At 48.2% G+C, this 11,843-nt stretch carries 16 protein-coding genes and 1 riboswitch; of the genes, 13 read left to right on the top strand and 3 right to left on the bottom strand.

Annotation, left to right across the window (positions count from 1 at the left end):
- Window positions 1-63 precede the first annotated feature (63 nt).
- The 5 genes from EXW93_RS05905 (at window position 64) to EXW93_RS05925 (ending at window position 3,376) form a co-directional block, all read left to right on the top strand.
- The gene (locus EXW93_RS05905) at window positions 64-444 is read left to right on the top strand and encodes a GntR family transcriptional regulator (protein ID WP_023467846.1); all 381 of its coding nucleotides are present in this window, start codon (window positions 64-66) and stop codon (window positions 442-444) included.
- A complete protein-coding gene (locus EXW93_RS05910; protein ID WP_055967275.1) occupies window positions 437-1,114 on the top strand; it encodes an ATP-binding cassette domain-containing protein in 678 nt (225 codons plus the stop codon). The genes EXW93_RS05905 and EXW93_RS05910 overlap by 8 nt, the downstream gene beginning before the upstream one ends.
- Window positions 1,111-1,926 (top strand): hypothetical protein, encoded by an 816-nt coding sequence (locus EXW93_RS05915; protein ID WP_174316125.1) that lies wholly within the window; start codon window positions 1,111-1,113, stop codon window positions 1,924-1,926. Before EXW93_RS05910 ends, EXW93_RS05915 begins: the two co-directional genes overlap by 4 nt.
- 55 nt (window positions 1,927-1,981) lie before the next feature.
- Complete coding sequence (locus tag EXW93_RS05920; protein WP_158408685.1) at window positions 1,982-3,004, top strand: hypothetical protein; 1,023 nt, start codon at window positions 1,982-1,984, stop codon at window positions 3,002-3,004.
- Window positions 3,005-3,082: 78 nt separating this feature from the next.
- Window positions 3,083-3,376: a hypothetical protein gene (locus EXW93_RS05925; protein WP_023467850.1), complete on the top strand. Its 294-nt coding sequence runs from the start codon at window positions 3,083-3,085 to the stop codon at window positions 3,374-3,376.
- Window positions 3,377-3,403: 27 nt separating this feature from the next.
- Here EXW93_RS05925 and EXW93_RS05930 read toward each other — a convergent pair whose 3' ends face one another.
- Both EXW93_RS05930 and EXW93_RS05935 read right to left on the bottom strand, forming a co-directional pair.
- Entirely contained in the window at window positions 3,404-3,892 is a 489-nt protein-coding gene (locus EXW93_RS05930) for a DoxX family membrane protein (RefSeq protein WP_174316126.1), read from the bottom strand.
- 127 nt (window positions 3,893-4,019) lie between these two features.
- Entirely contained in the window at window positions 4,020-5,204 is a 1,185-nt protein-coding gene (locus tag EXW93_RS05935) for an MFS transporter (RefSeq protein ID WP_023467852.1), read from the bottom strand.
- A gap of 190 nt (window positions 5,205-5,394) precedes the next feature.
- Here EXW93_RS05935 and EXW93_RS05940 point away from each other — a divergent pair, with 190 nt between their 5' ends.
- From EXW93_RS05940 to EXW93_RS05975, 8 genes are all read left to right on the top strand, one after another.
- Window positions 5,395-5,820: an OsmC family protein gene (locus EXW93_RS05940; protein WP_023467853.1), complete on the top strand. Its 426-nt coding sequence runs from the start codon at window positions 5,395-5,397 to the stop codon at window positions 5,818-5,820.
- Complete coding sequence (gene nagZ, locus EXW93_RS05945) at window positions 5,817-7,037, top strand: beta-N-acetylhexosaminidase (protein ID WP_174316127.1); 1,221 nt, start codon at window positions 5,817-5,819, stop codon at window positions 7,035-7,037. The genes EXW93_RS05940 and nagZ overlap by 4 nt, the downstream gene beginning before the upstream one ends.
- 56 nt (window positions 7,038-7,093) lie before the next feature.
- Window positions 7,094-7,196: riboswitch (TPP riboswitch) on the top strand.
- 82 nt (window positions 7,197-7,278) lie between these two features.
- Window positions 7,279-7,872: a thiamine phosphate synthase gene (locus tag EXW93_RS05950; RefSeq protein ID WP_023467854.1), complete on the top strand. Its 594-nt coding sequence runs from the start codon at window positions 7,279-7,281 to the stop codon at window positions 7,870-7,872.
- Window positions 7,869-8,813 carry an FAD-dependent oxidoreductase gene (locus EXW93_RS05955; protein WP_023467855.1) on the top strand — a complete coding sequence of 315 codons (945 nt, stop codon included), beginning with the start codon at window positions 7,869-7,871 and terminating at the stop codon, window positions 8,811-8,813. Before EXW93_RS05950 ends, EXW93_RS05955 begins: the two co-directional genes overlap by 4 nt.
- Complete coding sequence (gene thiS / locus EXW93_RS05960; protein WP_023467856.1) at window positions 8,810-9,010, top strand: sulfur carrier protein ThiS; 201 nt, start codon at window positions 8,810-8,812, stop codon at window positions 9,008-9,010. The genes EXW93_RS05955 and thiS overlap by 4 nt, the downstream gene beginning before the upstream one ends.
- A 2-nt stretch (window positions 9,011-9,012) precedes the next feature.
- Window positions 9,013-9,777 (top strand): thiazole synthase, encoded by a 765-nt coding sequence (locus EXW93_RS05965; protein ID WP_035398021.1) that lies wholly within the window; start codon window positions 9,013-9,015, stop codon window positions 9,775-9,777.
- The gene (locus EXW93_RS05970; RefSeq protein WP_174316128.1) at window positions 9,774-10,781 is read left to right on the top strand and encodes a ThiF family adenylyltransferase; all 1,008 of its coding nucleotides are present in this window, start codon (window positions 9,774-9,776) and stop codon (window positions 10,779-10,781) included. The genes EXW93_RS05965 and EXW93_RS05970 overlap by 4 nt, the downstream gene beginning before the upstream one ends.
- A gap of 121 nt (window positions 10,782-10,902) precedes the next feature.
- Window positions 10,903-11,259 carry a hypothetical protein gene (locus EXW93_RS05975; RefSeq protein ID WP_023467859.1) on the top strand — a complete coding sequence of 119 codons (357 nt, stop codon included), beginning with the start codon at window positions 10,903-10,905 and terminating at the stop codon, window positions 11,257-11,259.
- 119 nt (window positions 11,260-11,378) lie between these two features.
- On the opposite strand, the gene EXW93_RS05980 is transcribed toward EXW93_RS05975, so the two are convergent.
- The gene (locus EXW93_RS05980; protein WP_035398016.1) at window positions 11,379-11,753 is read right to left on the bottom strand and encodes a hypothetical protein; all 375 of its coding nucleotides are present in this window, start codon (window positions 11,751-11,753) and stop codon (window positions 11,379-11,381) included.
- Window positions 11,754-11,843 lie beyond the last annotated feature (90 nt).

Here is an 11,843-nt window from a genome sequence, read left to right on the forward strand (position 1 = left end):
TATGATACAGAAGAGAAGTGTATTATTGTTTTAATACATTAAACAGGAAAGGGAGGTCTACCGATGCAGTTCGACCAAAGAAGCCCGGTGTACCTGCAGGTCGTCCGTTGGTTTAAACAACGAATCGCGACCGAGGAATTGCAAAGCGGGCAAGAGATCCCGTCCCGCCGCGAAATCGCCGCACAGCTCGGAATTAATCCGAATACCGCACAAAAAGCATATAAAGAGATGGAGGAGCAGCAATTGATTACAACAGAACGGAATGTCCCGAGTAAGATTACACGTGATCCACAAGTAGTTCAAAAAGTACGTGCCGAGATGCTGGAAGAAGCCGTCTCTGAATTCATCGATGCCGTCAAAGCGATTCAAATCCCACTTGATGAGGTCGTCTCGAAGGTCGAGACGGTGTATCAGGAAACGGAACGGAGGAAGATCGATGCTTGAAGTCCATGGCTTACAAAAGAAATACGGAAAAAAACCGGTTCTCCAAGGAGTCTCGTTCTCGGTTCCGATGGATCAACTGACGTGCCTGATCGGTTTGAACGGTGAAGGGAAATCGACGATCCTGAAGGCAATCGCAGGTCTCGTCCCAGTCAACGCGGGAACAGTTCTCGTCGATGGCGAGGTCAATCGAAACAAGATCGCCTTCGTTCCGGATATCCAGACGATGCCCGGCTACATGACGGTCGGTGATGCGCTGACGTATATGGCGGATTATTACTCCGACTGGAACCAGGCGACAGCGGATGAACTGATGCGGATCTTCCAGTTGTTATCGACAGATAAGATTACGGACTTATCAAAAGGGAACCAGGCGAAGGTCAGTTTGATTCTTGGTTTTGCGCTCGATCGTCCGTACTTACTACTCGACGAACCATTCGCTGGGATCGATCTGTTTACGAAAGAACAGATCGCAGGACTATTCTCGAGTCACTTCATGGAAGGACGCGGTATCCTGATGACGACACACGAAATTCAGGAAATCGAGCACTTGATCGACCGGGTCGTCTTCTTACAGGACGGTCGAATCATCGATGAACATGAGACGGAAGAGATGCGGGAACTGTACGGGAAATCGGTCCAGGACCGGATGCGGGAGGTCTATCAGCGATGAAACAATACATACAATTGACGAACGAAGAGATTAAGCGGAGTTTTAAGCTTTATGTGATTGTCGTACTTGCTATGGTAGCAATTGAGCTGGTGTCGGTCGTTGCGCAAGTCATGTATCACGCACGGAAAGTCGAGAATTTCATGGAACTTAATCGAGTTTCCGTCGCAGAAGCACTTAAACAAATTGATACACTTGGATACTCTGAGGCGTCCTCTTTCTTTAGTTATGTGACTCTGATCGGAATGGCGATTGTTGTCATCTATGCGATTCAAATTTGGTATCGAGATTGGTTAGGAGAAACAAAGTATATTTATCGTTTATTGATGCTTCCAGGAAATCGGGCAAGTATTTTCTTCTCAAAATTGACGACAGTCTTTTTAATCATCGTAAGTTTTATTGGCATTCAGTGGTGTGTATTGCAATCAGGTTTTTATCTGTTTGATTGGTTGATTCAGCCGGAATATCAAAATCAAAGTAACTTAAGTCCAGTCCGAAACGTGATGAACGATTTTTATACGATGAATCTGATCGACTTAGGGATCATTCTCGCCATTTCACTATTCATTGTCAGTTTTATTTTCTTGTTGGTTTTAATCGAACGTTCATTCCGTAAAGGAAAAGCCATTATCAGAATTGGACTTGAAATTTTTGTTCCTGTTGCTTTAACGATTGGTATATTAGCGCTTTTAGATGAGACGCGTTACTTACTGGAGACAGAGGCGATGTTTCTTCTGATTGGGTTAAGTCTCTGTTACTTCGTGTACATGATCTGGAAAAGTCTTCGATTACTGCAACGAAAAATTACGGTGTAAGGAGTATACTATGCGAACCTATAAATATATATTGTGTTTGGGAGTCATTTGTATTTTGACACTTGGAGTCTACGCCGTGTACTCTTCTTCAACAGATGAGCCCACATTTACGGTCCAAACGTTACAGGGAACTTCAGATGATCCGTTGGTGAAACAACTTCAATTCGAATTCAATGATCCTGAAAGTTATAAAACAGATTACGAAGTTACGTTAAAAGGAGAAGTTGAAAAAAAGCGAACGAATTATTTGTCTGAGTTCGCTAGAGATTACTCCGATGTGACGGATGCCCCGCGTAGTTTCCGGCATTTCATGAACCAAATCGAATTATCACGATATGAGCAAGACAAAGAGGTATTTGGATTACACGTCAATGAAGATGGATCATGGGATCTACAATCATGGAAACGTGGCACGGAAAAGGTGCAGATTGTTTCTTTACCAAAACCGGCAAAGACTAAAGGGATCTACTATCAACCATTTCAACGAACGAAACAGAAGTTATATGTCAAACGAATTGGCGATGTTATACAAAAACCAGGTACAAATCATATCTACGTGATTGATTTAAAGAAAAAAACAGTCCAACTTATGGATTTACCATTTCAATTAACAGAAGACGATGAGGTACTCGCCATCTATCAGAATCGTGTCTTATATCGACAGATGCCTGACGATTCCAAGACAAGAGTTTATCTGAGAGACAATTCAAAAACGACACGATTAAAGTTGTTTGAAGTTGAAGACATGTGGGATACACGTGTGATAGACGAAGGTACCGTCGTAGGGATGACAGAGAACATGACCGAAACAAAAATCAAATGGTCGACGTTTGACTTACGAACAAAGCAATTCACGCAGCATCGTTATGATTTACCTAAACGAGATGCCAATGAAGTGCAACGACACACATCGGCAATCCTTGAGAACGATTTAGTGTATTCCTTCATCGAAACAAAGAAAAATGGCACATCTATCCTTGTTTTAGATGCACAGACTGAAGAAGTTCGATACGAGGGGACAATCAAATATGACATGCCTAAGAGTGACCTTCAACTCAACGGGATGACAATCAACTGAACTACGAAAAAATAGTAAAATATTTGAAACCTCCCGTTTTCTTTCGACGTATAAAGACTATACAAAGGGGGAACTCACATGCAATTCTTGATTTTTGTTGTCTTCGCAGGTGCTATGTATTGGTTCTACTACAATTTCTTACTCGGGTATCGTAAGAAAAACATCACGATGACGTTCGACGATCGGTTTTATTCACTCGACGAACATGTCGCAGCAATCGAACAAAAACTCGCAACGGATGGGCATTCGGCACGTTATCTCGGTGACCGTCGCTTTGAAGTTGATGGTAAACCATACCTATTCCTCGAGCGTACGGTCTCAGTCGGCGGGACCCCGACACAACAGACGATTCTTGAGCAACAAAAAAAATAACTCTCCCCGTGCGGGAGAGTTTTTTTGTTAGACTGGAATCCGGTCAAGGGGATGCGGTTGCTGCGACGAGCGATACCAGCGGATGATCCAGTAATCGATACCGATTTGATACGCAAAGCGTCCTGCAGCCAGTAAGGCGATTGATGCTGCTAAGAATACTGGATTCAACGCAATCGTCCCAGCGAGTAAGTAATTGAGATTCATGATGCTTCCGACGACCATTGCAGGAACCGTCAACAGACTAAGAATCAACAGGATCCCGACGACGAGTTCCGCGAACGGAATCAAGGCGTTGATCAGCCCGACGTTCGGTAAGGCGAGTTGCTCAATCCACGTCGCGTACCAGGAACTGACGAGTGCGTCTTCGCCCGTTGACTTCGCGAGCGCTCCTTCGAGAAACGGTTTTGCATCAAAGCCATTAATGTACTTACCGATTCCAGCGATGAACCACTGGATTCCGAGCCAGAGTCGGATGATTGTCAACAGACCGAGACCGATGATGTGTAATGTTTTCACTTTCAGACACTCCTCTACTACAACATAGTCCCCATCATACTGAAAAATCATCAGCGAGATGGGGACTATCATCATAACGTCATCGAACCGTCATCGACCTGTTACAAAAAAGGACAAGGTAACGGTTTCATGAGCGTTGATCGAGGCGATGACTGATTGCAGTTAATAAAGCAGCAACGAGCGCGACCAGTCCACCGACGAGTGCCGTGTTCATCATCGGACCGTTCGCATAGACGATGCCACCGAGTGCCGAACCAAAAGCAATCCCGACGTTACTCGCAACCGGCATCAATGAAGCGGCGAGTCCTTTTGCTTCCGGGTTGAACTTTTCAGCGAGGTCAATCAAATAGATTTGTGTCGAAGTCGTCAGTAGAATCGACATCAACGACATCAAGGCGATGTTGAACAGACCAAGCGGAAGGGATGCTGTCGTGAAGTATAATGCAGCAAGAACGACTGCTTGCACGACGAAGACGAACCGTAAGCGGCCCATCGGATTTTTGCTAGCAATCTTGCCGGCAAGGATGTTACTAAAGATTGAGACGACGCCGTAAGCGAGCAAGATCGGACTGATCCACGTTTTCGCAATCCCGAGTTCTGTTTGCAGAATCGGCACGAGATATGTGTAGACGACGTAAGTTGCCCCGAATCCAAACGACGGAATAAAGAAGGCGATCAGGATCCGTGGGTTGGCGAGCAATCCAAGCTGTTCCTTAATAGAACCAGAACCCGTCGATTGCTGGACCGGAACGATCTTCCATACTGCGAGGAACGCAATCATTCCCATGACTGTCGTTAGCCAGAACGTAGCTTCAAAGCCAGCATGTTGCCCGATGAACGTTCCAATGGGGACACCGAGAACGTTCGCGAGTGTAAAACCACCGAAAATGAACGAGACGGCGACACCGCGTTTGGCGACAGGCACACCGTCACTTGCGACGACCATCGCGAGTGAGATCAAGACACCAGTCAAGATGGCTGTCAGAATGCGGGTTGCGAGCAACACTTCGTAACTTGGAGCAAAACTACTGGCAAGGTTCAGTAAGACCCAGGCGAGTAAGAGACGTAGGATCAGGCGACGCCGTTCCAGATGACCGGTCAGCGACATGACGATCGGTGTACCGATTGCAAAGGAGATGGCAAAGGCTGAGACGAGCGTACCGGCTGTTGCGATCGTGATATCAAGGGCTGAGGAGATTTCAGCGAGGATCCCGACGATGACGAATTCGCTTGTTCCGAGTACGAACGTCAGGAGCGACAACGTGGCGATCAAGAGCCAATCGCGTCGACTTAAACGAGTAGTAGGTGACATGGATAATTCCTCAATTCTAGCGCTTGCGCGCGAAACTATGAGTAACAGGATAGCATGAAACGATTTCGTCGGGTATCGCAAAGCGAGATTTCGGGAAAAGAACCATTATTCGAAATAGCGTGTGAATTTCCAGGCGTACTGTTTTTTGCGTATACTACAGAAGAAGACTACTTATAAAGGAGTGGAAACGATGCAAGCGACAGTGACATGGAACAAACAGATGGGGTTTAGTGGACAGACGGAATCAGGGCATCACCTGGCGATGGATGCAGCACCCGAAAACGGGGGTGAAAATCAAGCGCCGCGACCGACTGAGCTACTGCTACATGCCGTTGCCGGCTGTACCGGAATTGATATCGTTTCGATCTTAGAGAAGATGCGCTTGACGATCACCCATTTCGAAATGGATATCGAAGGAGAACGGGCAGAGGACCATCCGCGGCGTTTTACGTCGATCTCGATTCATTACCGGCTCGAAGGAGATCTCCCGGAAGATAAGGTCCGTCGCGCCATCTCGTTATCAAAGGATAAATATTGTTCGGTCTCGCAATCCCTGAACGCTGAGATTTCCGTCTATTATTCGATCAATGGTGTCCGGAGCGAGGATCCTTTGTGAAGAAAGTCGTACTGATCGGTTGCCTGTTGCTTGCAGGGTGTGCGCAGGAGACGACGGAACCAACGAAATCATCACAACCGGAATCGAAACAACCGACAGAAGAAAAGAAACCGAAGCCTGAGCCGACGAAAGAAGAACGACAACAAGCAAAACTAAAGCAACAATTAAAAGCGATGTCGACGTCAGAAAAAATCGATCAACTGCTCTATATCGGAGTCGCCGGCACGGAACTTTCAGCAGCTGACCGGAAATTGTTACAGACGCATGCGATTGGCGGGGTCTTATTGCTCGGCGGAAACATCACGTCAGAAGAACAACTCTTGACGTTCACACGTGCGATTCAAGAGACGAATCAAAAACCGTATGCGTTTGTTGGGATCGATGAAGAAGGCGGACGGGTCAGCCGGGTACCGGATCAACGATTACGTCTACCGACGAGTCAACGGATGGCGCAAGGAGCAGATGATGCGAAAATGGAAGATATCGGACGTACGCTCGGACATTTGTCACGATTTTATGGCTTCAACATGGACTTCGCACCGGTCCTAGACGTCAACAGTAATCCGAACAATCCGATCATCGGCGACCGTGCGTTCAGTGCTGATCCGAAGACCGTCGCGACGCTTGGTACGGCCCTGATGCACGGGATGCAGGAGACGGGAACGATTCCGGTCGTCAAACATTTTCCCGGTCACGGCAATACGAGTGTCGATTCCCATGTCGGGCTACCGAAAGTGACGGCATCAAAGGAAGAACTGAAGCAGACGGAACTGTTACCGTTTAAAGAAGCGATTCAAGAGGGCGCCGAGATGGTGATGGTTGCCCATATTCTCTATCCCGCGTATGACGATACGAATCCATCCTCGCTCTCAAAGCCGATCTTGACTGACCTCTTGCGTCAGCAACTCGGATTCAACGGTGTCATCATCACGGATGATCTCGTCATGGGAGCGATCACGAAACGATATGGTCTCGCAGAAGCGGCACGTCAGTCGCTCGTCAATGGAGCTGATATGGCGATGTTTTCAGAGGCAGGTGCTTACGCAAAAGTTCATGCTGAAGTGATGCAAGCCGTCAAAGACCAAACGCTGACGCCGGAGATGCTCGATGCTAAAGTAATGCGCATCCTGAAGCTAAAGCAGACGTATGCCGACAGCCAAGAGCAACAGCGACCGACGAAATCGGAGCTGATTCAGCAAGTGGAAGCGCTCAACTAGGACTAGCGAAGCAAAGCGACTCATGCTAGACTAATGGGGCAAGCCAATTAAACACGAAAAGACACTAGGGGAGTCTCCCAGCAGACTGAGACGGAAGTATCCGGACCCTTTGAACCTGATCTAGTTCGTACTAGCGGAGGGAAGTGGCTCGAAACCCTAGATATCCTTAGCGCTTCAGCGCATTTTCGGACCACTCCCTTCAACATCGGGAGTGGTCCTTTTTCGTATGGAAAGGAAGAACATGATGCGTTTACATCTGATTTCGACGGGATCCATTCATCCGCTTGACGAAATAAAGACCTTTCAATCACTTCAACCCTATACGGATCAGCTGCATCTACGTGAACCGAACTTATCGGCGGCAGAATTACTTGATCTGATTGAAGCACTCCTTGGGCATGGTTATTCGCCTGAACAGTTAACGGTTCATGACCGGGTCGACGTCGCCCATGTCGCCGGCATCGGTGTGCAGCTGACGCGCCGTTCCTTGCGTGTCCGCGATGTGCGACGTCATTTTCCGAATCTCGTCATCGGGAAATCGGTCCATTCACTAGCAGAGGCACTGGCAGCAGAAGCGGAAGGAGCCGACCGACTGCTGTACGGTCATATTTATCCGACAGCGTCGAAGCCGGACCTACCACCCCGAGGGATCGACGCATTAAAGCAAGTCGTCACCTTCACGACGAAACCAGTCATTGCGATCGGTGGGATTACACCAGAATGCATGCCTGAAATCGCAGCGACCGGGGCAACCGGAATCGCCGTCTTATCGGGTATTCTCGGTCAATCGGATCCACTCGCCGCCGTCAAGCGTTATCAGGGGGTTCGCGTATGACGAATCACATCATCATCGGCGGTGGAGTCATCGGGTTGACGCTTGCTTATGGTCTCGCCTGTCAGAATGAATCCGTCGTCGTCTTAGAACGTGGAACATGCGGACGAGGAACGAGCCGCGCAGCTGCCGGGATGCTCGCGACGGACATCGAGCTGAGGGCGGAATTGCATGCACTTGCCGCACGTAGTCGTCGTCTGTATCCGTTGCTTGCACGTCGACTCGAGCGAGAGACAGGCATCGATTGTGGGTACCGGGAACAACCGTTTTTGTTAAAACGTAAAGGACGCGAGCATCTGTTTCCAGCTGTCGGTCAAATCGATCCACGACGACTGACGACTGCATTGATGTATGCCTTACACGCACGTGGCATATCGATTGAAGAACAGGTAGATGTCACACGCATCGAAGAGAACGATGACTTCATCAGGATCGAATCGAACGCAGGAACGTGGACCGGACGAACAGTGACGGTCGCTGCCGGACGCGGGTCGCAAGCCTTGCTCGATACAGTCGGAAATTCGATCGCGACATATGGGGTCAAAGGGGAGTGTCTCGCCGTCCGTCTCGCGGGTCAGCCGTTACGCTCGATTCTGTTTGATGAAGCCGTCTACCTCGTGCCAAAAGCTGACGGACGGATTTTGATCGGTGCGACCGAACTGCCGCACGACGAGACGGTCGGCGTCAGTGTCGCTGGGATCATGTCACTGCTTCAAGCAGCAGAACGACTGTATCCACCGATTCGTGACGCGGTCATCGAAGAAGTCTGGTCCGGTGTACGACCGCAAACGGTGTCCGGCTTGCCATATATCGGAGTCACCGATTCATCCCGTCGGATCTTCCTAGCGACAGGGCATCATCGGCATGGCATATTACTCGCACCAGCGACAGCGGAAGTCTTGGTAAATACATTACGGTTGATTCAGAAGGAGGAAGTCCGATGAACATTACGATTAACGGCAATGACCACACGATCGAACAGATTAAAACGATCGAGGACATGCTCACGCAACTCGGCTTAGGGGAAAAGCTCGTCATCGTCGAACAGAATCGACAAATTATCGATCGCATGGCGTACGGTCAGACAGTCGTTCGGGACAATGACACATTTGAAATCGTTCATTTCGTAGGAGGAGGATAAACATGCTGAAAATTGGAGAAAAGACATTTGAATCACGGTTATTGCTCGGAACAGGGAAATATACGGATGCTACGGTACAGCAGAAAGCAATCGATGCGTCTGCTTCACAAATTTTGACATTTGCCGTCCGTCGGCTCGATATCTTCGACAAACAACAAGCGAATTTCTTGGAGTCGCTTGATTTAGCGAAGTACGATCTACTTCCAAACACGGCTGGTGCGAAGACGGCGGAGGAAGCTGTTCGGTTAGCGAAGCTTGCGCGGGCATCCGGTATGTGTGACATGGTCAAGGTCGAAGTGATTGGTTGCGATAAGACGTTACTACCTGATCCGATCGAGACGTTACGGGCTTCTGAAGAATTACTCAAAGAAGGCTTCATCGTCTTACCGTATACGTCAGACGATGTCGTCCTTGCACGGCGACTCGAGGAACTCGGTTGTCACGCCATCATGCCGGCTGCATCACCAATCGGTTCCGGGCAAGGCATTCTCAACCCACTTCATCTACGATTCATCATCGAGCAGACGACGGTCCCGGTCATCGTCGACGCCGGGATCGGCTCGCCGACCGACGTCGCCTATGCGATGGAACTCGGTGCGGACGGTGTCTTATTAAACTCCGCTGTCGCCCATGCGAAAGATCCGGTCAAGATGGCGCACGCCATGCGACTAGCTGTCGAAGCAGGGCGCTTCGGATACGAAGCGGGACGAATCGAGAAAAAACAGTATGCGGTCGCGAGTAGTCCAACGAGTGGATTGATTCGATGAACCGTTACTCACGGCAAACTCGATTTCAACCGATCGGGGAAGCGGGACAAGCACGCTTAGCAGCAGCAAAGGTACTGATCATCGGCATGGGAGCGCTCGGAACGGCATCGGCAGAACAACTCGTTCGCGCCGGTGTCGGCGTCGTCCGAATCGTCGACCGTGATTATGTCGAGTGGAGTAATCTACAACGACAACAGCTTTATACCGAGGAGGATGCGCGTCATATCGTACCAAAAGCGATTGCCGCAAAAGCACGGCTTGAAGCGATTAATTCGACGGTGACGATCGAAGCGCATGTAGTAGACGTCGACCGGGCAGCGCTGACGTGGCTTCTCGATGATATTGATCTGATCATCGACGCGACGGACAATTTCGATATTCGCTTGCTGATGAACGACATGGCGTCGATGCGTTCGATTCCGTGGATTTATGGTGGATGCGTCGGCAGTTATGGGATCACGTTTACCGTCCGTCCCGGGGAGACGCCGTGTCTGCATTGTCTGCTCGATCAATTACCGCGAGATCAGGAGACGTGTGATACAGCGGGAATCATCGGACCAGCTGTACAGATGGTCGCTTCCTTGCAGGTGACGGAAGCGTTGAAGTGGTTGAGCGGAAAAACGGACGCCATGCGGACGCGCTTGCTTGCGTTTGATGTCTGGTCGAATACGTTTCAACAAATTAACGTCCAGTCACTGAAGCAAACGGAGTGCCCGTCGTGCGGCATCGATCCGTCCTACCCTTACTTATCGGATCAAACGGTTCGTTTCACGGCACTGTGCGGTCGGGATGCCATTCAAATCCGAGGAGACGGACAGCGGGATCTGGAACAGTTGAAACAACGTCTCCAGCCGGTCGCTGCGATTTCCGCCCATAATCCATATTTGCTGGCGTTTACGACGGACGAACATCGGATGGTCGCTTTCCGAGATGGACGCGTTCTGATTCATGGCGAGGCGGATCTCGTTAAAGCGAAGCGGCTCTATCATGCCTATTTCGGCTAACGTTCACAAAACAGTAAAACTAATTTTAAATATATATGTTTTAAATGTTTGAAAAACAGGTAAATAAGACTTCAGACGTAAATCGGTCTACAGGTTTTGAACGTGAAGAGGAGTGATTCAGATGAAACAAGAATTCGATCCAATCAAGGATCAAGCACAGACGGAAGACGCCCAAGCAGTTGTTCAGCAAGCCAACTGGAATCCGGATCGGTACCGGACAAACTTGAACCCATTCTATCTGTCACCTTGTAGTGTCGAACGTAGAGAAGACGTGCATCAGGATGCATCGAAAATTCTCGAAGTCGAGACGTCGTCGCCCCTCCAACAACTTTTTGAACACAATCAAGCAACGCATAAATCAGAACAATCGGGCAAAAAATTTAAAACAGGCATCGTCGTCGGCGTCGGTGCGATCATCGGCGGATCGGTTTCTGTGATTCGTTCCGTCCAACGTTTTAGAAAACAACGGACGAAATAACACATTAGTCACGAGAGTGAAAAAAGCAGGAGGCATTCGCCTTCTGCTTTTTTGTATATCCCCTCAATCTACAAGTAAAATGAGGGTGATATGTGTTCATTTTTTTATGAAATCAAAAATCATGAACCGGTTACGTTATCGAATACAGCAGATTTACCGTTTAAATAGACGTCGATGATTTCATGCTTAGAATCTAATGTTAATTTAAAGACATGTTGTTTCATTTTCTTACTAGTATCGTTAGATTCGTCCAATTTTATTTTCACTGTATCTTCTTTTGATTCGAGATCAGTAGTAATTGTTTTCTTTGTGTTATAGACAATATAGGCGATATCATCTTTCGTGTTAATCAATTGCAAAGTAGAGTCAGGATTAATTTTCATTTGTACATCGTTAGGTATTGTCTGTAACTCACTCAAACTGAGTTTAGACTCGTTGATGCTACAGGCAGATAATAAAGTACATAACAGAGCTAACAGTATAAGTTTTTTCACGTTTTACCTCCTCATATTTCAATGGATGATCCATAACGATTAAAGTTTACGAGAGTCCTGACATGATTCAATTATTACTTGAGGTATAAC

This window comes from Exiguobacterium sp. JMULE1, from assembly GCF_013337175.1.
GTDB classification, from domain to species: domain Bacteria; phylum Bacillota; class Bacilli; order Exiguobacteriales; family Exiguobacteriaceae; genus Exiguobacterium_A; species Exiguobacterium_A indicum.

What these genes read in the sequence shown, in the direction of transcription:
- EXW93_RS05955 (WP_023467855.1), top strand. Translation starts at nt 7,869, where the DNA reads ATGACGAATCACATCATCATCGGCGGTGGAGTCATCGGGTTGACGCTT.
- EXW93_RS05970 (WP_174316128.1), top strand. Translation starts at nt 9,774, where the DNA reads ATGAACCGTTACTCACGGCAAACTCGATTTCAACCGATCGGGGAAGCG.
- EXW93_RS05905 (WP_023467846.1), top strand. Translation starts at nt 64, where the DNA reads ATGCAGTTCGACCAAAGAAGCCCGGTGTACCTGCAGGTCGTCCGTTGG.
- EXW93_RS05965 (WP_035398021.1), top strand. Translation starts at nt 9,013, where the DNA reads ATGCTGAAAATTGGAGAAAAGACATTTGAATCACGGTTATTGCTCGGA.
- EXW93_RS05915 (WP_174316125.1), top strand. Translation starts at nt 1,111, where the DNA reads ATGAAACAATACATACAATTGACGAACGAAGAGATTAAGCGGAGTTTT.
- EXW93_RS05950 (WP_023467854.1), top strand. Translation starts at nt 7,279, where the DNA reads ATGATGCGTTTACATCTGATTTCGACGGGATCCATTCATCCGCTTGAC.
- EXW93_RS05910 (WP_055967275.1), top strand. Translation starts at nt 437, where the DNA reads ATGCTTGAAGTCCATGGCTTACAAAAGAAATACGGAAAAAAACCGGTT.
- thiS (WP_023467856.1), top strand. Translation starts at nt 8,810, where the DNA reads ATGAACATTACGATTAACGGCAATGACCACACGATCGAACAGATTAAA.
- EXW93_RS05975 (WP_023467859.1), top strand. Translation starts at nt 10,903, where the DNA reads ATGAAACAAGAATTCGATCCAATCAAGGATCAAGCACAGACGGAAGAC.
- EXW93_RS05940 (WP_023467853.1), top strand. Translation starts at nt 5,395, where the DNA reads ATGCAAGCGACAGTGACATGGAACAAACAGATGGGGTTTAGTGGACAG.
- EXW93_RS05925 (WP_023467850.1), top strand. Translation starts at nt 3,083, where the DNA reads ATGCAATTCTTGATTTTTGTTGTCTTCGCAGGTGCTATGTATTGGTTC.
- EXW93_RS05935 (WP_023467852.1), bottom strand. Translation starts at nt 5,204, where the DNA reads ATGTCACCTACTACTCGTTTAAGTCGACGCGATTGGCTCTTGATCGCC.